Source organism: Methylophilus sp. Leaf408 (assembly GCF_916856905.1).
Classification (GTDB): Bacteria; Pseudomonadota; Gammaproteobacteria; order Burkholderiales; family Methylophilaceae; genus Methylophilus.
This window is the reverse complement of the sequence record NZ_CAKASK010000003.1, coordinates 1-24,890: the sequence shown is the minus strand read 5'-3', so window position 1 is coordinate 24,890 and position 24,890 is coordinate 1. Positions and strand designations below refer to the sequence as shown.

The 24,890-nt window shown below is 44.6% G+C and carries 18 protein-coding genes and 2 pseudogenes; 7 read left to right on the top strand and 13 right to left on the bottom strand.

The features are described from left to right. Positions 1-221 precede the first annotated feature (221 nt). A complete protein-coding gene (locus tag LPA26_RS13695) occupies positions 222-362 on the top strand; it encodes a hypothetical protein (RefSeq protein ID WP_229008772.1) in 141 nt (46 codons plus the stop codon). Here LPA26_RS13695 and LPA26_RS13690 read toward each other — a convergent pair. The 10 genes from LPA26_RS13690 to cadR form a co-directional block, all read right to left on the bottom strand. Next, a complete protein-coding gene (locus LPA26_RS13690; RefSeq protein ID WP_055828607.1) occupies positions 355-2,637 on the bottom strand; it encodes a nitric-oxide reductase large subunit in 2,283 nt (760 codons plus the stop codon). The two genes, LPA26_RS13695 and LPA26_RS13690, sit on opposite strands and share 8 nt — an antisense overlap. A 95-nt stretch (positions 2,638-2,732) precedes the next feature. Continuing rightward, entirely contained in the window at positions 2,733-3,986 is a 1,254-nt protein-coding gene (gene hmpA, locus LPA26_RS13685; protein ID WP_055828610.1) for an NO-inducible flavohemoprotein, read from the bottom strand. A 63-nt stretch (positions 3,987-4,049) separates the two neighbouring features. After that, the gene (locus LPA26_RS13680) at positions 4,050-4,520 is read right to left on the bottom strand and encodes an Rrf2 family transcriptional regulator (RefSeq protein WP_082488117.1); all 471 of its coding nucleotides are present in this window, start codon (positions 4,518-4,520) and stop codon (positions 4,050-4,052) included. Between the two features lie 953 nt (positions 4,521-5,473). Next, entirely contained in the window at positions 5,474-6,865 is a 1,392-nt protein-coding gene (locus tag LPA26_RS13675) for a multicopper oxidase family protein (RefSeq protein ID WP_229008771.1), read from the bottom strand. A 1-nt stretch (position 6,866) separates the two neighbouring features. Then, entirely contained in the window at positions 6,867-8,246 is a 1,380-nt protein-coding gene (locus tag LPA26_RS13670; protein ID WP_229008770.1) for a TolC family protein, read from the bottom strand. Next, on the bottom strand, positions 8,236-9,501 hold the full coding sequence (locus LPA26_RS13665; RefSeq protein ID WP_229008769.1) for a DUF2231 domain-containing protein: 1,266 nt from the start codon (positions 9,499-9,501) through the stop codon (positions 8,236-8,238). Before LPA26_RS13665 ends, LPA26_RS13670 begins: the two co-directional genes overlap by 11 nt. A gap of 560 nt (positions 9,502-10,061) precedes the next feature. After that, positions 10,062-10,478 (bottom strand): Cu(I)-responsive transcriptional regulator, encoded by a 417-nt coding sequence (cueR, locus tag LPA26_RS13660; RefSeq protein ID WP_229008768.1) that lies wholly within the window; start codon positions 10,476-10,478, stop codon positions 10,062-10,064. Between the two features lie 60 nt (positions 10,479-10,538). After that, the gene (locus LPA26_RS13655) at positions 10,539-10,733 is read right to left on the bottom strand and encodes a heavy-metal-associated domain-containing protein (RefSeq protein ID WP_229008767.1); all 195 of its coding nucleotides are present in this window, start codon (positions 10,731-10,733) and stop codon (positions 10,539-10,541) included. Positions 10,734-10,801: 68 nt separating this feature from the next. Beyond that, on the bottom strand, positions 10,802-13,309 hold the full coding sequence (locus LPA26_RS13650) for a heavy metal translocating P-type ATPase (protein ID WP_370634384.1): 2,508 nt from the start codon (positions 13,307-13,309) through the stop codon (positions 10,802-10,804). 336 nt (positions 13,310-13,645) lie between these two features. Then, a complete protein-coding gene (gene cadR / locus LPA26_RS13645) occupies positions 13,646-14,053 on the bottom strand; it encodes a Cd(II)/Pb(II)-responsive transcriptional regulator (RefSeq protein WP_009403731.1) in 408 nt (135 codons plus the stop codon). Positions 14,054-14,148: 95 nt separating this feature from the next. On the opposite strand from cadR, the gene LPA26_RS13640 reads away from it, so the two are divergent. The 6 genes and pseudogenes from LPA26_RS13640 to LPA26_RS14365 all read left to right on the top strand — a co-directional run. Further along, on the top strand, positions 14,149-15,045 hold the full coding sequence (locus LPA26_RS13640; protein WP_004364974.1) for a cation transporter: 897 nt from the start codon (positions 14,149-14,151) through the stop codon (positions 15,043-15,045). 3 nt (positions 15,046-15,048) lie between these two features. After that, positions 15,049-15,561 (top strand): signal peptidase II, encoded by a 513-nt coding sequence (gene lspA, locus LPA26_RS13635; RefSeq protein ID WP_003821921.1) that lies wholly within the window; start codon positions 15,049-15,051, stop codon positions 15,559-15,561. A 21-nt stretch (positions 15,562-15,582) separates the two neighbouring features. Continuing rightward, on the top strand, positions 15,583-16,872 hold the full coding sequence (locus LPA26_RS13630; RefSeq protein WP_229008765.1) for an ISL3-like element ISPpu12 family transposase: 1,290 nt from the start codon (positions 15,583-15,585) through the stop codon (positions 16,870-16,872). Between the two features lie 260 nt (positions 16,873-17,132). Further along, positions 17,133-17,627: a DUF305 domain-containing protein gene (locus LPA26_RS13625; RefSeq protein ID WP_229008764.1), complete on the top strand. Its 495-nt coding sequence runs from the start codon at positions 17,133-17,135 to the stop codon at positions 17,625-17,627. 29 nt (positions 17,628-17,656) lie between these two features. Beyond that, positions 17,657-17,860 (top strand): annotated as a pseudogene (locus tag LPA26_RS13620) (Tn3 family transposase); the annotation flags it as partial. Positions 17,861-17,921: 61 nt separating this feature from the next. After that, a pseudogene (locus LPA26_RS14365) lies at positions 17,922-18,136 on the top strand (ATP-binding protein); the annotation flags it as partial. 505 nt (positions 18,137-18,641) lie between these two features. On the opposite strand, the gene LPA26_RS13610 reads toward LPA26_RS14365, so the two are convergent. Genes LPA26_RS13610 through LPA26_RS13600 form a run of 3 tightly spaced genes read right to left on the bottom strand, consistent with a single transcriptional unit; the run spans position 18,642 to position 23,924 of the window. Continuing rightward, a complete protein-coding gene (locus tag LPA26_RS13610; RefSeq protein WP_229008762.1) occupies positions 18,642-19,382 on the bottom strand; it encodes a hypothetical protein in 741 nt (246 codons plus the stop codon). Further along, complete coding sequence (locus LPA26_RS13605; protein ID WP_229008761.1) at positions 19,372-21,936, bottom strand: hypothetical protein; 2,565 nt, start codon at positions 21,934-21,936, stop codon at positions 19,372-19,374. Before LPA26_RS13605 ends, LPA26_RS13610 begins: the two co-directional genes overlap by 11 nt. Continuing rightward, entirely contained in the window at positions 21,936-23,924 is a 1,989-nt protein-coding gene (locus LPA26_RS13600; protein WP_229008760.1) for a hypothetical protein, read from the bottom strand. The genes LPA26_RS13605 and LPA26_RS13600 overlap by 1 nt, the downstream gene beginning before the upstream one ends. Positions 23,925-24,890: the final 966 nt, after the last annotated feature.

The following is a 24,890-nucleotide window of genomic DNA, read 5'->3' as shown; positions in this document are numbered from 1 at the left end:
CATAACTCATCACATTCCATGCTTACAACAAGTGGCTTAGGCTTTCAGGGCCAAACACCTCTCTATTGATTTTAGCAGGGCTTACTCCAAGCTCAATTAGCGTTTTGTATTGATCATCCATAAATGGTGTGGGGCCACAGATGTAAAAGCTTCCATTTAAATTCTGACTATTAAGCACCATCGGTAGATTCATTCTGCCATTTAAAAAGTCGGTATTCGGTATGGTTGCTGAAGGCGTTGAAACTGAAATACAGGCGAAACTTCTCTCTGAAAAAGGGGTGAAATACGTACAAGGTTGGCTATTTTCTAAAGCACTATCAGCAAGTAATTTTGAGACTTACCTGGAAAAAAATGCTAATTGATCTCACCTACGTTTTGCTTGGAGCTATCTTCTTCAGTTTTTGGATTCAACCACAACTCTAAAATAAACCAACAAAGAGATAAGGCTCCAATGCTAAAAATGATGTCTCCAGGCACTCTCATCCATACTAAAGTATCAATGATAGGTTTTTGCATGAAATCAGCAGAGCGAGCATACCAATATCCATGATCAATCGCTGCCAAAAGTTGCAAAGTCCCAATAGGTAAAAGCGTCAAAATAGCCATTAATGCGAGCCCTATATTGAGTGACCAGAAACTGACTTTTAACATTTTTTCGTTCCATATTAAGTCTGGCTTTATTCCTCGAATGCAATACAACACCAAACCTATCCCTAGCATTCCATAAACACCGAATAAAGCAGCGTGGCCATGCAGTGGAGTTAAATTTAGACCCTGCATGTAGTACAAAGATAAAGGAGGATTCACGAGAAATCCCAATAGTCCTGCGCCCACGATATTCCAGAAAGAAACTGCAAGGAAAAACATAATCGGCCAACGGTAACGCTGCATCCAAGCTGTAGCGTGACCAAGTTGATAATAGTGATAAGCTTCAAATCCAATATAAGCTAAAGGGACAACTTCTAAAGCGGAAAAACTGGCACCTAGTGCAAGAACAGCCATGGGTGTTCCACTAAAATATAGATGATGTAATGTTCCTAGCACGCCACCAGCCATGAAAATGATGGTGGCAAATAACACTGCTACTGTCGCTGTTTTAGTAGGCAACAAACCCAGCCGGGTGAATATTATGGCTAATACAGCAGTAGCAAAAACTTCAAAAAAACCTTCAACCCAAAGATGGACCAGCCACCAACGCCAATACTCAATCGTAGATATATGACTATGTTCGTTTGAAATCAGGGCTGCGCCGTAAAATAATCCAATCGCTATTGTAGAGAGCATTAATAATGCAACTATCGAACGTGATTCACTTTTAACTCGTAAAACAGGCCATAGAGATCTAGCGATTAAAACTAGCCAAAGAATCAACCCAACAAATAAGTACCATTGCCAAAACCGGCCCATATCGGAATATTCCCAGCCTTGATGACCAAACCAGAAGTTATACTTCAAACCCATCTTTTGCATAACAGCAAACCATTGCCCTGTGAAAGAGCCAATGACAATTGCAATTAATGATATCCATAGGAAATTGACTCCCATACGCTGGTATTTTGGCTCATAACCAGAAATTGCTGGCGCAATATATAATCCGGTAGCTAACCAAGCTGTTGCAATCCATAACACGGCCAATTGCGTATGCCATGTACGAGTCAAAGCATAGGGTAGAATTTCGGATAAATTGAACCCGTATTGTTGCTGACCTTCTATTTGATAATGTGCCGTGATACTACCGAGTAGTATTTGTATCAGGAATAAGCTAAGTAATAACCAAAAGTATTTTGCAGTCGCTCTCATCGAAGGAGTCACAACGATAGATCTCAAAGGATCATTTATAGGTAAAACTAATTGTTCTCTGGAATGATGTTGTGAAATTGCGTGGTGCCACCCTAATAAAGCAATACCTGCTATTAAAAAAATTACGCTGAAAGCAGACCAGACAAAGGTGCTTGCTGGAGGTTTATTTCCAACTAATGGCTCGGAAGGCCAATTATTAGTATAACTAATTTGACTGCCAGGTCTGTTTGTTACCGTCGCCCAAGATGTCCACCAGAAAAAGGCTGTGAGAGCATGGCGATTTGCTGCATTAGGCACAGTGTTATTTCGCATTGCGTATGATTCTCGTAATGAAGCTGTACTACTCTCGTCTCCAAATAATTTTTGGAAGTGAGCTTGAACCTTCAAGATTGCCCTGGCTCGATCCTTATCGAATGTAATAATTTTGGTTTTTTCATTGAATGTATTTAGACGTATTCGGCTTTGCAGTCTGCCTTGAAGTTTTGCCTGATTTTCTTCAGACAATTGTGCATAATTTAAATTGTCACCACTGCTTTTTGCCCAGATGTTCAGCAATGCAATTGCTTCCCGATGAAGCCAGTCTGCACTCCAATCTGGGGCCACATAACTACCGTGCCCCCAAATTGATCCTAACTGCATACCTCCAAAAGACTGCCAGACCTGACGACCTTTTTGAATATCTTCCAAGGTGTAAATTATCGATCCACTTTCACTCAACACTTTCTCGGGCATTGGGGGCGCTTCACGATAGATTTCGGAACCTGTCCAGAGCAAAGCACTAAAAGAAAGAACTAATAGTGTTCCGAGATAAATCCACAACCTTTTCGTAACGTCCATAAAATCCCCTGGGATAATGAATTTCGATTTGAATTCTAAAATCAGGCTGATTTTAATGAACTCGTGATGACAAAATTTTCAATCTATAGCAAGTCTTAAACTGGGCATTTTTTTATTGCCGACGGAGGTGATAAATCTTGCCGGGGACCGAAAAATTCGAAATGCACTTGTGCCGCAGGTATACCCCAACTCAATAGTTCATGATAAATACCTACCATGAAGGGCTGTGGGCCGCAGAAATAATAATCTGCGTCACGAGTCGGGACGAAAGACTCAATTAGGATAGCGTCGATAAAACCTTCATCTACATTCCCTTGTGAAAGCAGATCAGTATTTATGGGCTTACTATAGCGGTAATGATTTTTGAAATTGGAATGCTCTTCAGCCAAGCTATCTATGGTTTTTTTGAAAGCTTGAGTGTTTTCATTCACATTCCCGTGAATTAATATTATTTCTCTGTTGGGCATTGTCTCTATAGCGCTCAGCAACATACTGAGTATCGGCGTGATTCCTACCCCAGCTGCCAACAAAACTAATGGCCGTTCGTGTTTTTCAGTAACATCAAGGAAAAACTCTCCGCACGGCGGGGCTATCTGAAGTGTCGCACCTACGTCTATATCGTTATGCAAAAAGTTTGATACGTAACCTTCGGGAGTATCCGCCTTCAGACCAACTTCTCTTTTAACACTTATCCGAAACCATGGTTGACCTGGTTTATCCGATAAGCTGTAATTCCGCATAGTTGTTTGGCCATTAGCAGTTTTTACTCTTACAGTAATGTATTGACCAGGTTTGAATTTCGGGAGGTCACTGCCATCTTCTGGCACGAGATAAAAAGAAGTAATTAAATCACTTTCTTTTTCTTTTTTAGTCACTAAAAATGACTTGAAACTTTCCCATCCCCCCGGCATATTTTTATGTTCGGTGTAGATTTGTTTTTCTCGACCGATCATTATTTCCGCTAAAAACCCGTAAGCTTCACCCCAGGCCTTAATAACTTCATCACTTGCACCTTCTCCAAGTACTTCACGGATTGAAGCAAGTAAATTTTCACCAACAATTGGATAATGTTCTGGCTTAATTTGTAATGAAACGTGCTTTTGCGCAATTAACTCAACTGCGCCGCCTAAAACTTCAAGATTGTCGATATTTGCCGCATAAGCACATATTGCACCTGCCAAAGCTTTTTGTTGCAGGCCAGCTTCTTGATTCGCCGGATTGAAGAATGGCGCAACTTCAGGGTTATTGGAAAACATTCGTTTATAAAAATGCTTTGTTAAGGTTTCCGCGTGCTCTTGCAAGATAGGCGCTGTAGATTTTACAGTTGCTATTGTTTGATCACTCAACATGATTTTCTCCATCTAATATGTAATTCAAGGCCACTTGTGACAGTGCTGTGTCCAATACCGTAACTAGTGAACTGCTGAATTATTCAAAAATATTTCTATAAATCCTCTATGCATATTGCCGATCTCATTAGCCGCCAAACCATCTGTGACATCAGCTAATGTGTATTGATCCAATACAATGAAGAATCCTGCATAAGCACTTTCCAATATTTGCTTTAGGGCACATACATTTTTGAGTCGGCATTGCAGCTTATTGCAATCTATAACCTCAACATGGCCTTCTAGAACTCTAAGTACCTTACCTAATACAATTTCGGACGGTTCAATTGCCAACCTAATTCCGCCAGACCTTCCTCGAATCGACTCAATCCATCCATACTTAACTAGTTTGGCAGCCACTTTAGCAAGGTGATTTCGGGGGATATTAAATTGGTCCGAAACTTCAGCTAAAGTAACTGCTGGAATTGTTGATCTCTCTTTCGAGAGATACATTAAAAGGCGTAAGCCAATATCTGAGTACTGAGTTAATTGCATGGGATTAGTTTAATTAATATGCATTTTAAATGCAAATTAAAAATTAAACCTAACAATTCAAGATTAAGGCAATGCTATTACTGTAATTGGCGCTTCAACAAGGAGAATTTAAATCAGGGATTTGTCTAAAGGCTACGCCCAGACAATATGAAAAAGGTCACTTACGTTGAGATTAGGATGTGAGAACTTGACTATTATCCAATGGCTTTCAAAAGATTTTGCAAGTCCATTCAATTGTTGCCGATACAGAGATTTTGAAACCTCTAAGGCTTTCAAAATCTTAGTTAAGTAAAGAATATCTTTAGAAGCCAAAACGGATTTCTCCCCAACTTTTGTAGTTATTAGGAGTTCATAAGTGTGTATTCCATTGATTTTGAGCAGTCATTCCAGCGTGTTGAGCAGTCGTTCCAGTTCTAATGAGCAGCCCATATGAATCCTACTAAATATGTCTTATTACAGTTCAAAACTCATCTCGTTATTATGCTGTAAGGTTTCCATAGAGCCTGCTTAGTAACTTGCTGTACATACTTTCTTCAACTTGCAACAGGTTAAAATGTTCAAAATGGGAGTTTCGGTATGAAGAGGGATTATGACTTTAGTTGCTGTACTCATCATAGTTTGCTCAAGCCTTGACCGTGCCCACTCCGGCGGCACATAAAAAAACGGCTATCATCATGATCGCCACACCGGTAGGTATCACTGTCATTAATTTGGGGTGTATATGGCTAATTTTAAAATTAAGACACCAAAACCACCAGATCGACTACAGAATTTGTAAACGTTACGTCCGCTGGGTAAAACAAAATGGGTTAAAGCACATTGGCGTTCGAATTATGGAACACATCAAAAGGAATGGGTTTTAGGCTATTGGAGTAAGTAACAAAACGGCTTGCGTATTTGCAAGCCGTTTGTCTTAGTTTAGAGCAATACCCAAAGTCTAAGCCACAACGATACTAATGACCAGAATGGTTAGTTGGTTTTCTGACATTGACTTCCAACTCACCTTCAGTATGAGGCTTTTGACGTTCAACCTTGGTTAGATCCACTTCAACGGCATGAGCTACCGTGCCGCTTGGATGTTTATAATCACCTGGATTTTTATAGTCATTTTTAGCGAGTCCATCTCGGACTTTCACGGTCGTAAACATCCCACCCATTTCAAGTGATCCAAACTGTCCGTTGCCCATCATCATGGGTAACGTGTTTTTTGGGAGTGGCATTTGCATCTCGCTCATTTCAGCCATTTCAGACATTCCTGTCCCCCCCATAGACATATAATCAGGTACAAGATTAGTGATCTTTTTCATCAAATCATTCTGCTTAACACCAATCATTGTCGGAAAGTCATGTCCCATAGCATTCATGGTGTGATGGCTTTTATGACAATGGAAAGCCCAGTCCCCGGGTTCGTTAGCAATAAACTCAATAGCACGCATTTGCCCTACAGCTATATCGATCGTCACTTCTGGCCAGCGTGCAGTTTTTGGCACCCATCCACCGTCAGTGCCTGTGACTTCAAACTCATGGCCGTGAATGTGAATTGGATGGTTTGTCATTGTAAGATTTCCAATCCGTATTCGCACATGGTCATCCTTACGGACCACAATGGGATCAATTCCTGGGAAGGCCCGGCTATTCCATGTCCATAAATTGAAATCAAGCATGGTATTCACTTTAGGGGTGAAGCTGCCCGGCTCAATGTCATATGCATTCAGTAAAAACACGAAATCACGGTCAACAGGCATGAATTTCGGATTTTTTGGATGCGTGATCCAACTTCCCATCATTCCCATGGCCATTTGTAGCATTTCATCCGCATGAGGGTGATACATAAATGTGCCGGGGCGTTTGGCTTCGAATTCATACACAAATGTTTTACCCGGCTCAATGGCGGGTTGTGTCAGCCCGCTGACCCCATCCATACCGTTGGGCAAGCGCTGACCATGCCAGTGCACACTTGTTCTTTCTGGTAACCGGTTTGTCACAAAAATACGGACACGATCACCTTCAACAACTTCGATCGTTGGACCAGGGCTTTGGCCGTTGTAGCCCCAAAGATTAGCTTTCATACCGGGCGCAATCTCTCTTACGACAGGTTCCGCAACAAGGTGGAACTCTTTGACACCATTGTTCATCTTCCAGGGAAGGCTCCAGCCATTCAAAGTGACGACCGGCTGATATGGGCGTCCTGTACCTGGATATAGTGGCTCTTGTGTATTTGCCACCTCAGAAGTGATGATTTCTGGGATGGCAGCTAATGCCACTTTACTTACCGCACTGACTGCAACGCCAGCCATGCCAAGTCCAGCATATTTAAAAAATTTTCTTCTATCCATAGTTGTCATCTTATTGACCTTCCATCAAACGAGGACTGGCGACTAAAGTAGCTTGCAATTCAGCATCAGCTAACCAGAAGTCACGTAATGATTCGATATAGCCTTTTACGCTCTGTACTTGCGCCCTGGCATCGCCAAATAATTCAAATGGGCTTGTGAGCATGCCGTTGTAGCGTAGTTGGTCCTCATACAATATGCGTTTGCGTAAGGGCACAATCTCATCGCGGATGTGACGAGTGACATCATGTTTGGTGCGATAGGTGTTATACCGCTCACGAATCTCTGATTGCGCATTAATAACCAACTGTGCAGCTTCCTGTGCGGACTGCATGTACATAGATTCTGCACGCGGCACTTTGGCCTGACTCCAATCAAACAATGGTATTTCAAATGAAATATCGATACCCTTTTTATAAGGCTCACCCCTTCTGCCTTCCAATACGCGTGCAGGGCCTAGTTCGATAACATTAATGAACCGCGTAGTTTTGGTCAGTCCAAGCTGATTAGCCAAAGCATCCATTTCAGAGCGCTTAACCAGCAGGTCCAAACGTTGTTCATAGGCATTTTGTTCAAAAGCCTGTAACTCCGAAAGAGATTTAGGCAGATCAGGTAAACGGGATTGGATTTTGATCTCTGAGACTTTCACACCCAGCTGTCTGGCCAGGGCCTCATATGCCTTAACTTCAGCGTTTCTTGCATTGGCATATTCAAGGGCTGCATCAGCATAGAAGCTTTGCTCACGTATCTGCTCTAATCGATTCCAGTTGCCGGTTTCATGCAGTCGTTTAGCCAACTCTGCACTTGCCTCTGCAGACTCTTTCACTTGTGCGCTATATTTAGCCAATTCAGTGGCGGCCACAGCATTGAAATACGCAACACGTGTCTGATAGGCGAGTTTCAGCACCTCTATGGCGGTAGATGCTTGTGCCTGGGCAAAACGTCTTTTTTCAACCTCTACAGCTTTAGGCATAGTGATCAATGAAAAGACGTTGAACGTGAATGCCTGCTCAATCTTATACTCACCACCATTACGGGCATAAAGCATAGAGAAGCGCGGATTAGGCAATCGGCCTGCCTGTACAAGGTCTGCTTCCGAGATGCCCAGTTCGTAGAATGAAGCCTGTAGTCCTTTGTTGTTATAAAGCGCCACCTGTACTGCACCCTCTACATCCAAAGGTTGTGTGAGCAATGTCTGAGTCTTGTCCTGAAGGGACTTCTTTGATTCTTCAGTCTTAGCCCATTCATAATCTTGTTTCAGGTGCGGTTGAGTTTGTTTTTGTACCTCATTCATACCGCCATCTTTTGTGAAGGTCGCGCACCCACTTAATAACAAGCTTACGGCAACAAGAATGGCACTGCGTGCTCTGAGATTCCCAATATTAGTGCTCATGTGAACCTCCTTCAGATGATTCATGTTGATGACCTGAATGGCTGTCTTGAGCTGGCATTTCTGATTCACTTGCCATACCATGGTGATGTCCAGCATGTTGATGGCCACCAGAGGCAGGAAAAGATAGAACACCAATGCCATGACGATAGACTACTTCACCACCCAGCCATGCCGTTGTCGCGACAGACATGGATAAACCAGCCAGGCAAACTAATACAGGAATGGACATCGGGCTCTCCTGACGCGATTTAAACGAGTGCCAGATTGCAAGGAGCACTAATCCAACAGCAGTAGGGATTGCCCAGGCTCGATGCAACAACATGGCAGCATGGCCAGCATCATCGTGATTCATGGTTGAGTTGAATGCCAGCCAACCAAAACCAACGGCAGCCACAGCACTCACAGCGGCTAGTATCAATACGTAATATCCTGCGGCGGCTAATGAAGTGGATGATGCAGATTGGCGAAACAAGCGAGCAGCTAGGCCTAAAATGAATGCCACTATGGTCAACGCAATTGGGAAATGCACGACTGCCGGATGCAAATTTGGAATAATTTGGAAATCGGTGTGCTCTGAGGACACTTCTGGTTTAACGGCTTCTGAAGACTCATGGATATGGCTTGAGTGATCTTCTTCCGCAAGCTCAACCTCTGAATTTCCATGCTCATGAGTCATTGATACAGCCTCTTCACTATCACTTCCTGAATGACTCATATTTTGCATGGAGTGATGATCCATACCAGTATGGTTCATCATGGCATGGTCGTGAGTGTGTGCCGACATTTCAGGTGGAGATGATTTATGATCCATGCTTACCATGCTGTGGCCCATATCCTCAGCCTGACTATTCATGTCATGCATTTTGCTATGGTCCATCCCCGGCATGCTGTTATGATCCATGCCTTTCATATTGCCATGATCCATGGGTGGCATCTGAGACTTTGAGTCATGTGAAGCATGCGTATCGCCATGAGACATACTATGTCCCATCGCTTCATGACTCATTGGTTGATCCGAGGAGTGCTGCATACCCGACATTTGATGTCCTTGGTCTGCAATCGAAGAATCTAGTGATTTCCAATCTGTTTGATTGTCACTATTTGTCGCCTTGTAATCTTCAAACGTTGACTGGTATGGCGCGGAGATTTCTTCCGCAAATGATGCGCCAATACCCAATGCTAATGTCATCGCAAGACATAGTACATATTGATAGAGAGAGGCAAGCCAGGCTCTCTTTGGGGTAGGAAATTTCATATAGACCTCTCATTTAGAATTCCCAACAACCATTGGAAACGCATTCTTTTGCCTGCCGTGAGCAGGAAAAAGCATAAGTTTGGTGGCTAAAGACCTGATAGGACTTCAGCCAATAACATACTAAATGAGGATAAAACGCGGAGGTCGCTCAGGACCGGAGGATATGTGGCTAGTGAAATCTGGGTTGATAAAACCGATTGCCGTACCTGCAACAATCAAATGATGCTTCAGGTCATCACCCGACGCTGCAAAGACGAGGCCTGAACAACAGACTGAACATTTGGAACAATGGTTACAAGCGTGTTTAGTATCATCTTGATGTTTGTGAGCATGACTCTCCGCAGCACCCTCGTGGTGTTCATGGCTATGACCACTAACACTTTCATGGATGTGCTGGCTTTGTGGCTTCTCACAATTCATCATGCTGACCGCTGCAAATCCCTGCACCGGTAGAATGATTGCGATGAGCCAAATAGCGAAGATCTGAATGAGTTTTCTCACGATGTGGTTATGATAACCCTAAATTAAAAATGATTCAGTGCCAAACTGAAATTTTCCTATTATGAAATACCCTTTGTTTGATTAAGCGCAAGTTGCTCCAGGATTGGGCACTCTGGGCGATCATCCCCATGACAGCAATGTACAAGCTTTTGTAGCTCCGACTTAATCGACATCAAGCTTTGAATCTTTTGGTTTAAGGCTTCAACATGGGCATTTGCTAATTCTTTCACTTTACTGCTTGGCCGATGCGGGTCTTGCCATAAGCTTAATAATTCCTCAATTTGCTTGATAGAAAAGCCTAAGTAACGGGAATGTCGAATAAAACTCAACGTATGGATATCTTTTTCAGAATATTGACGATATCCAGCAAAAGTTCTTGAAGCGGGAGGCAACAAACCAACGCTTTCATAATGCCGGATCATTTTGGTCGATATACCTGACGCCTTTGCAGCTTGCCCTATATTAAATAAACTCATCATTATGCCCAAGTGATAGATAAAAAAGCCTACTGATCTAGCTCAGCAGGCAGATGAGAGTTATTCACTCGCAGGTGGAAACCCTGCATCTATGAGTGCTGAAACGATCTCGTCTTTCGCAACGCTGCTTTCAACGTTGACCGTTCTGGTTGGAGGATCGGTAGTAATGCTCGCTTCTGGGTCTATGGCTTTAATGGCACTTGTCACACCTCTTGCACATCCACCGCAGGTCATATTTTCAATATGAAATTGCATATCAACTCCTTAGTCATTAATGGGTAGTGATAAAAGCTTAAAGCTTCCAACAATGGCAAGGTCAAGCATTATTTATTCATAGATTTTAACGGGTGTAATTCCACTACGGATGGCTTGAATGTGCGTAAGCGCAAGGCATTACCTAAAACGAACACGCTGGACAAAGCCATTGCTCCGGCGGCGAATACTGGTGATAGCAATAAGGCCCAAGCAGGATAAAGTGCACCAGCAGCTACCGGAATCAAAGCCGTGTTATAGGCAAATGCCCAGAACAGGTTTTGATGAATATTCCCTATCGTTGCCTTGGATAAAGCAATCGCATTCGGCACCCCTTGCAGATTTCCAGACATTAAGACTACATCTGCTGATTCTACAGCTATATCTGTACCGGTCCCGATTGCCAGGCCTACATCTGCTTCTGCCAGCGCGGGTGCATCATTAATGCCATCCCCCACAAAAGCGATCTGCCCGTAAATGGCTTTCAAGCGACGTACAGTGTCAACTTTCCCCTCAGGCATGACCTCAGCAATGACTTCATCAATACCAAGCTGGCGGGCGATTGCATGTGCGGTATTGGCATTATCCCCAGTAATCATAGCCACTTTGAGACCTAACTGATGCAGTGCGGCAATTGCACCCGGTGTCGATGTTTTTATAGGGTCAGCGACTGCAATAATACCAGCCAGCTGACCATTAATAGAGGCGTATAAGGGTGACTTACCCTCTTTACCCAGTCGCTCAGCAGTTTGTGCAAAGACGTTCAAATCTAACCCCAGCTGTCGCATGAAGCGATCAGCTCCCACTTCAACGAGAGCACCTTCAACATTTGCTCTTACGCCCATACCAGTCACAGACTCAAAGTCTGTTAAAGACGGTAGCGACTGTCCATTTTCAGAGGCAGCGGCCACAATAGCGTGGGCGATTGGATGCTCAGATTTAGATTCAACCGCCCCGACTTTTGCAAGAAGACTAATCCGCCCAAAGCCCTCCGTAACTTCAAGGTCGGTAAGCACTGGCCGTCCTTCTGTTAGCGTACCAGTCTTGTCCACTGCGACGACTTTGGCATCCTTGAGCAACTGTAATGCTTCGCTTTTTCTGAACAATACGCCCAGTTCGGCACCTCGCCCGGTTCCAACCATGATTGAAGTTGGTGTGGCCAGCCCCATGGCGCATGGACAAGCAATGATCAACACGGAGACTGCATTCACTAATGCGAAGGTCAACGCAGGGGATGGACCAAAAATCATCCAGCTGATAAATGTGAGCAAAGCAGCACCCATGACGGCAGGTACAAACCACATAGTCACTTTATCTACGAGCGCCTGTATTGGTAGCTTAGATCCTTGTGCCTGTTCCACCATACGTATGATCTGAGCCAGCATGGTTTGATTACCAACGGCTGTCGCACGCATCTCCAACATCCCTTTCTGATTAACGGTGCCGCCGACTACAGAACTACCCACGGTTTTCTCAACAGGGATGGGTTCACCAGTGATCATGGATTCATCAACGAAACTTTTACCATTGGTGACTTCACCGTCTATCGGCACTCTCTCACCTGGTCGTACTTCGAGCACATCATTGAGCACCACTTCATTGATAGGGACATCCAAAAAGAGATGATTGCGCATGACATGCGCTTCTTTGACCTGCATTTTTGCTAGGCGCTGGATTGCTTCGGAAGTGCGCCCCTTGGCACGGGCCTCCAGAAAACGGCCAAGTAATATCAAAACGACAATGACTGCAGCCGCTTCATAATAGACATTGACGGTTCCTTCAGGTAACAGACCGGAAGCAAAGGTCGCGACCATTGAATATCCGAAAGCCGCAGCAGTACCTACTGCTACGAGCGAATTCATGTCTGGAGCAAACCGAAATAGAGCTGGAAAGCCCTTTTGGTAAAAGCGCCTACCGGGGAAAGCCAATACCAGAGTCGTTAACACGAACTGGATGTACCAGCTATATTTCATTCCGATCGTGTCCATAATTAACTCATGAACACCTGATATCAAATGTGCCCCCATTTCCATCAGAAACACTGGTAAAGACAATACTGATGCCAAAATGAAGTCCTGCTTCAAGTTGAGTAGTTCAGTCTCTTTTTTACTCTCTGCTACACCTTTTGACGAGTATGAAGAGTCGATAATCTTAGCTTCGTAACCGATACGCTCGATTGCGGAAATCAAATCTCCTGAACCGGCAGAACCATAAATGGAGGCACGTTCAGTGGCCAAGTTAACTATTGCTTCAACGACCCCTGGCACAGATTGGAGGGCCTTCTCGACACGCCCAACACATGATGCACAGGTCATGCCAATAACATTGAGCTCTATCTTGGATGTTGGAACTTCATAACCCACTTTATGAACCGCTTCGATCAAGGCAGTGCGATCCACCTCTTCGGCAACTTGAATAGTCGCTCTCTCAGTCGTAAGGTTAACTGAGACACTCTTTACGCCAGGGACCTTTATTAAGGCGGCTTCAACTCGGCCCACGCAGCTTGCACATGTCATCCCTTCGATTGGAAGTGAGAGATTTTGGATTGCATCACTTAAAGTCTTTTTAGACATGCTCATAATCCGGAACTTGTATTAAATATAAATCAGTCTAAAGCTTCCCACAATGGGAAAGTCAATTGATTTTTATTTTAAATTAAAGAATCCGATGAGGTTACACTTTAAGCCAGATCAAACAACGCCTCCTGTGAGTAGCATCATAACTTGCAGTTTGGACCTCATAATGTGCAACTTTAGACTCCACATACTGCAATTGCACAAAACTGTTAATTTGAGTCGCAGATGAGTACTATTTAGCTTAGATTTTTTGGGTAAGCGGATTAAATGGTTGATCTTACCTTTGCATGAGAGTGAGACAGACCGGCATCTCATCGGATTATCTGGTTGATGCTTCACCTACTGCTGGTGCATGTTTCCTTCGCTAATTCCAGCAAGAACCCCACATGCCTCAACTTCCCGGTCATCGTTGCAACTCGCTCTCAGTGAAACGAGTTGTTTCTCAAGCGCTTGCAGAGCGGTTATCTGCGACCGCACATGAGAGATGTGATCATCGAGCAAGGCGTTGACGGCGGTACAAGGCTGATGAGGGTCGTCCTCATAGCTCTGTAGTTCGTGAATCTCAGCCAGTGACAGGCCCAGGATTCTGCAGCGACGGATGAAGGCCAGCCCCTCACCATGCTTCTCGGTATAGACACGGTAACCGTTGTCCTGCCGATCAGGCGGCGGCAACAAGCCCTGCTGTTCATAGAAGCGGATCGTCTGTGTTTCGACCCCTACCAACTGCGCCAACTGACCAATGCGCATCAGCCTCCTCCCCAACGGATTCTTTACTCTATTGACCTTATAGTAGCTTTATAGTTTTAAATGGTACCACAACATTGTTCAAGTGGAGTCGTATCATGAGCAAATCCTGTGGTGGCGCCTGTGGCGGTGATGCAACGTCCGCAGCGGATACCGATATACAGGCCTCCTCCGAGGCGCCAGGGAGATGGGTCAGTGTTTATGCCGTGCCGAAGATGGACTGTCCATCAGAAGAACGAATGATTCGCCTAGCCCTGAACGGCTTTGAGGAGATTCGGGCGCTGTCCTTCGACTTGTCGAACCGCCGGCTGAAGGTCGTGCATGACGGCGAGGTCGAGCCCGTCACCTCGAAACTGAAGACCTTGGGGCTAGGCGCCTCGCTTCAGGAAACCGTCGCTGCAAATCCGGAGACCATCAAGGCCGCCGAGTTTTCGGCAGCTTCTGCTAAGCAAGAATCCGGGACCCTGCGCTGGTTGCTCGGCATCAATGCACTTCTGTTCGTGGTGGAAATGACTGCCGGTCTGATCGCCCGGTCCACCGGCCTGATTGGAGAATCCCTGGACAATTTTGCCGATGCGGCGGTGTACGGGCTTGCCCTTTATGCGGTTGGACATAGCGTGAAAATGCAGGTACGTGCCGCGCATCTTGCTGGTGTACTGCAACTGATCTTGGCTGTGGGCGTGCTCGTAGAGGTGGTGAGACGCTTTGTATTCGGTAGTGAGCCTGAATCGCTGGTGATGATGGCTATCGCATTCGTCGCATTGATTGCCAATACCAGTTGTCTGCTGCTCATATCCAAACATCGGGAAGGCGGGGCGCACATGAAGGCAAGCTGGATATTCTCGGCCAACGACGTGGTGATCAACCTGGGGGTCATCACCGCCGGCGCCCTGGTCGCGTGGACCGGTTCCAATTATCCGGATCTGATTATCGGCACCATCGCGGGGGGCATTGTACTTAACGGTGCCAGACGCATTTTGGCGTTGAAGGGTTAAATAATGCTCATTATTGGCAAAAAGCTCTCGCCGTATGCCCTATTGTCCATATCGGGCCTGCTGGCAGCGTCTGATCAGGCTGTAAAGTGGCTGGTGCAGCAATCAATGGCCTATGGCGAGTATGTTTCGGTGACCCCGTTCTTTAACTGGGTGCACCTATGGAACACCGGTGCCGCATTCAGTCTTTTTGCGAATGGTGGAGGCTGGCAGCGCTACTTTTTTATCGGAATCGCGGTAGTGGTCTCGATTTTTCTGATCAAGCTGATCCTTGAAAATCGTCATAAAGGAGAAGCCATCGCTTACAGTCTTATCCTCGGTGGCGCCATGGGCAACCTGATTGACCGGGTCTTTCGCGGCTATGTTGTGGATTCCTTTGATTTCTATTGGCGAGACTGGCATTGGCCGGCCTTCAACCTGGCTGATATTGCAATTGTCCTCGGTGCCTTACTTTTCGTTTCCAGCAGCTTGTTGGGTAAAAAAGCAAACACCAATGCCGAGTCGGATGGATCTGACTGACACCTACGCCTATACAACACCATGACCGAACTTCCCGACAACATCCTTCACCTGCCGCAATACCAAGTACTGGGCTGCAAATCAACCGACGACGAAATGCACTTCCAGGTGGACGTGCCCGATCCCATCGCCTGCGAGGAATGCGGCGTGCAGGGTGAGTTCGTACGGTTCGACAAGCGTGACGTTCCCTATCGTGATCTGCCCATCCACGGCAAGCGGGTCACTCTCTGGGTGGTCCGCCGCCGATACACCTGCCGGGCCTGCAAGACAACATTCAGGCCCCAGCTACCGGAGATGGTGGACGGATTCCGTATGACACTGCGGCTGCATGAGTACGTGGAGAAGGAATCCTTCAACCACCCCTACACCTTTGTGGCGGCACAGACCGGCCTGGACGAGAAGACGGTGCGCGACATCTTCAACGCCCGCGCCGAGTTCCTGGGGCGCTGGCACCGCTTCGAGACGCCCCGCATCCTGGGCATTGACGAGCTATACCTGAACAAGCGCTACCGCTGCATTCTGACCAACATTGAGGAGCGAACCCTGCTCGACCTGCTGGCCACCCGCCGCCAGGACGTGGTGACCAACTACCTGATGAAGCTGAAAGACCGGCAGAAGGTCGAGATCGTCAGCATGGACATGTGGAACCCCTACCGGGCAGCGGTCAAGGCTGTGCTGCCCCAGGCCCGTATCGTGGTCGATAAGTTCCATGTGGTGCGCATGGCCAACGATGCCCTAGAGAGAGTGCGCAAGGGCCTCAGAAAGGAGCTGAAACCGTCCCAGAGCCGGACTCTCAAGGGAGACCGGAAAATCCTGCTGAAACGCGCTCACGAAGTCTCAGACCGGGAGCGCCTCATCATGGAGACCTGGACAGGCGCGTTCCCGCAACTGCTGGCCGCCTACGAGCACAAGGAGCGCTTCTACGGCATCTGGGACGCCACCACACGGCTCCAGGCAGAAGCCGCCCTGGACGAGTGGATAGCCACCATCCCGAAGGGCCAAAAGGAAGTCTGGAGCGATCTGGTCAGGGCAGTGGGAAACTGGCGCGAAGAGACCATGACCTACTTCGAGACGGACATGCCCGTCACCAACGCTTACACGGAGTCCATCAACCGACTGGCCAAGGACAAGAACCGTGAAGGGCGCGGTTACTCCTTCGAGGTGATGCGGGCACGAATGCTCTACACCACGAAGCACAAGAAGAAGGCACCGACTGCGAAGCTCTCTCCTTTCTACAAGAAAACCATCGGTTACGGACTGCCGGACTTCGCAGAGGAACTCAACTACGGAGTCGATCTATCAACCATCTGAGGGTGGTATCAGATTGATGGGGTGAAGGTGCCCCATCAACCATTAAATCCGTATACCCGATTTTTTTAAAACCCGCCTTGATATGCCAGTTGCACAATAAAATGAACCCGCTATATGGGGTCGTCTCAGAAAATGGAAAATAAAGCCCGTTAAGACACTTCAAGCTATGGGATGACTCCATTGTCATCACGGGGTACAAATGAACTGCCTGACTTGAAAAAGTGTCTTTGTTAGATTGATAACCCAACAAGGAGAAGCTAATGGAAAAATCCTCTTCATCTAATCAAGGCCATGCGATGGCATCGATGAAATACACAACATTTGCACAAATGATTGCGGCTGGAACAATCATCATGTTTGGCCTGATGTATCTAAATACCTATTCTCTTGATCACGTTTTCTTTAGCGAAACTCGGGCCTATATGGCCCTTATCATGGGGGCTACCATGGCTGTGGTAATGCTAGCCTTCATGTGGAAGATGTATCCCAACAAGGGGGTAAATCTCTCTATTTTTGCGGCTAGCGTCATTGTCTTTTCCGTTTCCTTGTGGCTGGTACGCAGCCAAACGACTGTTGATAATTTAGATTATATGCGAGCGATGATTCCTCACCATTCCATCGCTATTTTGACCAGCGAGCGGGCAAAGATCACTGATCCGAGGGTTCGGAAATTGGCGGATGAAATCATTGCCGCACAGCGCAAGGAAATCGGCGAAATGAAAAGTTATATTCAAGATTTAGAAACGAAAAAGTAGCGTGTCGCGGTTTAGTTTCGGCAGCCTCGGCCGCCGTTGTGCTGTGGAACACGGTCTGTCTGGTGCAGCGCATGCGCTGCGTGGCAACGGCAATGCCGTCGATGAAACGCTGTTGCAGTACCTGTCGCCGCTGGGCTGGGAACACATCAACCTGACCGGCGATTACCTCTGGCGCAGCAGCGCCAAGATTGGCGCGGGCAAGTTTAGGCCGCTGACCTCTGCAACCGGCTTAAGGTGCTTTATTTTCTGTTTTCTGAGACGACCCCTATATGCGGGTTTTTCTTTTAGAGGTTACTGTTTACAACTCAATATCCATTTGATCAATGGCATGATTTATATCCTTACCCACACTTGCGGATGCCATCCTCGACCAGGTGGTACACCAGTCTCATGTACTGCATTTGAAAGGGGAGTCGATGAGGAAGCTGCGAGCAAAGAAAAACTTACTGACCGCTAGTTGGGCCTCAAGACCCAGGCTCTTGTTTATAGTCGAGAAGGAGCTTGGGTGATCAACTAAACAATTGTCATCCAACTGCTCAATTCAACTGGAATTACTGCTTAAATTGAACTGGAATGAGTGCTCAGCATATATTGGAATTAATGCTCATCTCATAGTAGTAAACACAATAAGCAGGGTCACGAGCAGAACATATAAAAGCGCCAGCATACATTAGAAGCCACCCACGGCAAAGAGTGAGCCTTCCTGAAGTAATAAAAGCATGCCTATTAACATACATAATATTCCTAAGCTGGAGATATTGTTTTTTTCGACACACGGAATGATTTTATGTCGTCCATGAGGTAAGTTCTGCCATGAATTACTAGCCTGGACATACTCGAACAAGAGTGACTGAAGCACTCGGTTGAACTTTTTGTTAAGCTGACATAAAAACAAAAGGCTACGAATTAACGTAACCCTTTGATTTATAGTGATTTTATGGTGGCCCCTCTGTGAGTCGAACACAGCACCAACGGATTATGAGTCCGCCGCTCTTGGAGTATCCAACTTAATATTCATGAAGCTACGTGATACAAAAGAATATGATTAGTGATAGAGTCCCTGAAACAAAATGCGTCCATCATCAACAATTTCTTAGGTTTTGATCTGAGGGCTTGAACACAAGTCAAAAAGAACTGATCATCAAATAATTTTTTTTCAATCTTCAAAAAAGTAGTTTTACTCCGCTTGCTATCTGACACAGAGTCAGAAATTAGCTTAATCTTAAAATATTCACTGTGAATATAGTCAATTTTGAATTCAATTTGTCTAACATTATGATCGGTTACATAAGGTGCCATAACTGGGAAAGTCATTGAGTAAGGCTGACCTGCCAACAGTAGGTTTAACGTCTGCCTTTCATGTTTTTTCATCAAAAGCATCATTCTTTGGTCAGAGTCACTGAGATAATCGTTCGCAGTTTGACTGATCGAAAAAGTCTGATATGCCAAAAGTCTCATCTTTTGCGGAAGCTTTTGTATATGTTCAACAATTTCAATCGCAGCATTATTTAAAGAGCTTTTATTTTGGTGCAGCAAAATGAACTGAGGCTTTCTGATTAAGAACAAAATCAATGAAAGACAGTCCTGTGATACGAGAAGCTCGCAATCCAGATCACATACCAACAAGTCTATTTGCGGGATATAAATCTTAATTTCTGCGACGAACTGTTCAATTTTTTCGTCCAACTCTCCCCGATCAAAAGCCACACCTGGCTTCAATAGAGGGACCTCGAGCAACTTTACTCTATCTCTCACTATCAAACTCCCGCAGTACAGCTATTGAGAATAGGATTGCGTTCAACCCACTAGTTGAGAGTGTTGCAGATTTAGGCATTACATTTGTCAAAATATTTTGACTGGAAAATAGAAGATATGCGTATGGCCGGCCCCCTCTCTGACCAACTTCGAAGGTAGGGACAGTTAAATGGAAATATTCAAAAAAGCATGCTTGCAGCATTTTTAAATAATGCCGATTGCATGCATTGGTATACGCGATGGCCACTTGGTTTTTGGGTATGTTCAGCTGAGCAAGCAGCTTTAGAAATTGATCTGCGCGGAGTTGATCCTCCAAAGAAAAGTATCCATTTTCAATGAGCCGCAACCAAGCATTAATTCCAGCAGAAAATGATCGAAAACTCTTCTGAGCAATCTTAATAATTGTCTTTTCTTTAGCGAAGTAAGCTTTAGCAAACCATATCCAATCAGCATTCTGCAGCTCACGAACTACCAGCTCCGTTGAAAAGCTGAAATCAACACGACTATTAGAACAATCGCTCAAAATTCCTTTTGCGATCCGCAATAAATCGTTGATATCCTGCACGGATAGTGACTGTCTTAATGCAATTATCTCTAAGGAGAGTTCTCTCTGAACATCTGAAAATATATTCAAAATATTAGAAAGATTTATCGTGGCGTTACTACTTAAGAAAGTGGGAGGATTTGGTTTAGACACCTTCCGGTTAACACTTACATCTTGAACATCGACTTTGCAAGAGAATGAAAATATGGACTGCCACTGCACAGCCTGTTTATCACTCTCACTTCTAGATGCCTGCTTTCGAAGAGCACTGGAAGACTTATGTGACCATCTTTCTGCCACTCTATACGAAATCTTCAAGTTCGATATGCCACGGTCAATTGTTTCCCTTATCGGCCCTTCGTATCGGTGCATGTATTCTGAAAAACTCGTTAATATCGAATAATGTCCAAAGTCTGATGACAATTGGTGCAATGAATTTGTTAGTGTGGAAGTGCCCCCTACCATTGGCACAATAAGTTCGGAGGAAACTACAGTATGGGCAAGGGTATGAAATCGGATCGACACATCACCTGTAGCAGACTTCAGTAAATGATTGGCGCAGGTATATAGCTTTGAAAGACTATATATCTTGCCTATTCGATTGGGATCTCCAAATAGATACTCCCCCATGGAGGCCAGCTCATCCTGCCTGTAACGTACCAGCTCAACAAATTCAGGAAATTGATCGATTTTAAGATCAATACGTCGCTTTGAGTAGATGGACTTTGTTCCATGAATGTTAACCTGAACAACATTATCCAAAATCTGAGCATCTCCCACTCGTAACTTCAGGAGCTCATTAATTCTGAATCTTTTTCGAAACGCAACATTGAACATCGCCTTTAGACAGCGTCCGAGTCTAGGGTCAAGTGAAGCGTTAGCTAACCAAGTTTGAATAAGTTCGTATTCATGCTGCCAGAGAACGTTTGCTAGCGGGATAGATAAATTAACTTCATCATGATATTGTTTCTTTAGAGGAGGGACATCCAACCAGCCTACCAAAAAGTGGTGCCAAGATTTAATCGCAGAGGCCATAGTACCTTGGCTAGTTGGCATCACATTAGCCATCAACCCATCATAAACTTCTTCAAACGTTGATAACTCCCATCTTTCAAAATCTTTGCTCTGTAAAGCCGAAAAAATAGGCACGACAAACACCTTCACATAACCTATTATTGTGTTGACGGCAGCATTCGAGCGATTTTTTGTGCCATTTAACAACAGGTGAATTACCCAAGCTAGTATTAATGATGTCAAAGGTCCGGCTTCTATCGCATCACTCAGCTTGTCTAAACATTGCTGTAGCTTCCTAGACTTGTACCCTTGTTGATCATCAACATTTTTGCGTTTAAATAGCTCAGATATTTCATTTACCACAGTAGGATTTTTATCCTTGCCTTGCGGCTCGAGCCAACCTTCAAGAGATTGATATAAAGCTCCTTCAAGGGTTATATCTTCTACATCGGCCTCTGCAGCTAATGCCTGCTTTGTCTGCAACCTAGCATAACAATCATCCGAGAGAGCTGTCATTGGTACGATGCCCTGAGAATGATCCACTGTTGGACCAGAAGCAACCTCTGAAACCCATGCAACCTGGTCACGTGTAAACATCTGAAGTGCTAACTCAGGCGCTTCACGATCCAAATAATGTTCGGCCAAGCATGTAAGGGGCAACTTCTGCACCAGAGCCCAATCCGTTCCAGATAGCAGCCTTAAGGAGATACTTCCCAATTGAATTCTTTGCTGCCGGTTATCTTCATCAATCCAGCCAAGTCCTATCTTGACCCCTTCGTATCTCAAGGGCTGCGATAGCATGGCTTTTTTTAAGTCACCCACTCGTAACCCATCGAACGCAAAAAGACTGAGAAAAAGATGTATGTGCGCAGGAAGCTCAATCTCAAGTAACCGCAGTTGAAACGCCTCGAATCTAGTTGCTCCATTTTCTTTCGATAACTGGGTGATCCGATTGGATTTTGATAAAGCTCGGTTTAGAGTACTTTTCCTCATCATTACCTCCTGGCAAGGCCATGAAGTGGAGAAATACGAAGCTCTTGCAATACTTTTTCCTGTGCCGTTGAAATCGCTTTAATGAATTCACGCAGCACAAAGTCTGAATCAGATGCCCAGCTCAACACACCCGATACCTGGTGTCTTAAGTGTGCTGCCGAAAAACGAGATGAAACGCCCACTTGAGAGAATTTAGACTCCCAATAGTGTCGTGAAAAGTTTTCTACCAGAGAAATATTCCAATTACTTGCAACGCTTGCGACACTAACGCTATACGGGCGATTCGCTACGACAAATAGTGCTGAGTCTTTGTATTCAACAACCCCTTTCAACAAGTTGATGAATTTTTTATCACTAAAATTTGCTCCTTCAAGACGAGCAATCAATTTTGCACAATGTATTCGCCAATAAGCTAGCTGCTTTGCGAGTAAAGGAGTGACAGCAACAGGTAAGGCCGAGGCATCACCCAATACATGTTTATCATCAATGATAACGTAACTTTGGGACTCTTGAAGCTCTCGACTCAGCAACGGAATGGGATTTGAGTTTCTCAACGCCAAGCAATAAATCGCACATGTTGCTGTGTAATTGCAAAACACATTATGAAATTCAAGAAGCTTTTTTACACTGCAACGATTTGATGGCCTTAATGACTCAACATTGCTTGCCAAGTGCTCGAAAACTTCAGTTACAGCTTCATCTTTCACAACTACCTTTGAACCAAATGCCAATCCGTCTGCGAGAGGTACACTCGCCCCCCACCCTATCGCGGAATAAAAGGTCTGAGTTGCGTCCCAACTGGCTTGTCTAGTCGTCCGCCTGTAATAAGCTTTGGCACTAGCAATCCCTCGAAAATCACCAGATAAGACACACGCATCAAATGGATCAATCTGACAATACCTAATCGCAAATGGAGCTGTCGTTTTAAGAAGGCGGGCTGATTGATTACTAGTTTTCTTTTTTCTAGGTTCAACGCCAACCAGGGTTTTAATATCCTGTGCGTCGGGATTTTTTCTAAGCAACTCCAAGAGTGATTTTGCAATAAACTCAGGTAAGGGTTTCACAAGCGTACTAGATGATTTTTCAAAATGATTAGTGCCGCTTTTGGCCTGGGCACCATTGGGGAATATTTCAGACAAATCAAACAAGACTGTTCCATTTGAAATATCTATAACAGCTATCCAATCATCAAGACTGTGACTCAATATCGGAGTTAGTAAGACAATATCTGGCGTCAATCCCGTTATGAGCGACAAAGTGTCAACCAACGCATTGGGACACCCTTGCTCCACCTCCTGAAAAAGCTTTGCCGTTATATTTAAATATTCGCCATGTGTCATTGCGCTCCAGCCTAAAATTGACTGACGATCTTTATTAGACGAATAGATTTTTTGACAATAGTAATGGGACCGAATTTTATTGTTATAGGACTTAGTCTCTCCAGAAAATAACTCTCGTCCCCTATTCAACAATTTGGCAATAGCTTTTGGTTCTGAATTAGCTAACGTCCCCTCACCATCTCTAATCAAGTGCCAAAGGGTCCCTTCTATGTTGGCTGCGACATTTCGTCCAGATAATAAGAAACTACAGAATGCGCCTACATATTTCAAAATGTCATTATTCGAATTCAAATCGTCACATGCTTCAATCAGCTTCCACTTCCTGATTTTCATTGAGTGCCGTTCACTGATTGAAGCTGTCACATAATTTAAAGAGTGTTGTTCTCTAATCACCTCAACTTCAGCAATGGCTAACCCAATGGAATGCCTCAATTCCCTATGAGGCTCATTTGTCCCACCGCAATACCTTACAAAAGCTTCTAGCGTTTTGCCAAGGCCGCGCAAAGCTTGATCTAACTTGACCTCTTCTGGAAGGAATGCACCGAAACGGTCAATAAGCAACCGCATAGCATCCTGACCCTCAAAGGTCATACGCTTTAAATTAAAATCAATGACTCCAAAATCTTCATCTAAACACTCAACATTGTTCATAACTAACTCCTCGATAAAAAATCCGAAAAAAAAGACGCAAAAAATCCCGAGGCGCAATAGCAGCGTCGGGATTGATGGATTAATTCAAATAAAACTAATTGAAGTTTTTACAAAGAAGAATTAATCAGGGCTGGTCTAAATTCACACGGACTAATCGAGCCCGTCCAATTTTGATTCGGACCATTGTTTGAGTTTAAGGTCTCTATATTAGATTTACTTAAACTGTATAACGACTGATAAATCAGTAGTTCGGCAGGAGCCTGTAATTAAAATTTCGGATAGTCCGAAATTGGCATTAAGCCACTTTTTAAAAATGCTTTTTTATTTATGTGCTTTTACTTGCACTAAAAAAGTGTAGATTCGAACCTACTTAGATGTCAATCAAAAAATTAACCAAGGGTCGTCTTTTTGAAGTAATCTAGTTGGTCGAAAACGCAGATTGAAACAGCATTTGTGACAAACATGAAAAGTGCATTTTTTCAAATTACATAATTGTCACAATTCAAATTAAATAACTATATGTTTTTATTGATTAAGATAAACTTTTAGATAATTTAAAATCATGTAATTGATGTATATGTACATCAATTTTTTTAGTTTCCGAAGCCAGGTCGTGAGTTCGAATCTCGCCGGGCGCACCAGTTTTCAATAGTGATACAAAACCTCCTCACTCTGCACCTCTACAAAGCTGCAAAAGATTCGTGAATCTTTCCAAACTGTGCTACTGACATGGTAATAGGTTTGGTATAAATTACCTTACCGGCTCTTACCGAAGGCTTTAAGCCACCCGACTCGCCTGCCTCTTTTCTGTGGACTTTGCCACCTGTTGGTCAGCGCCTCAATCTCTTGTTTAAATCTTTAGTTTCCTAAAGCCATGCCCGTATTTGCCGCTTGGCGAATATCATCTAACAACGCGTCATCCACGTGGCTTTTAAACAAATCACGATAGGCCTGCGCTCTTTCTAG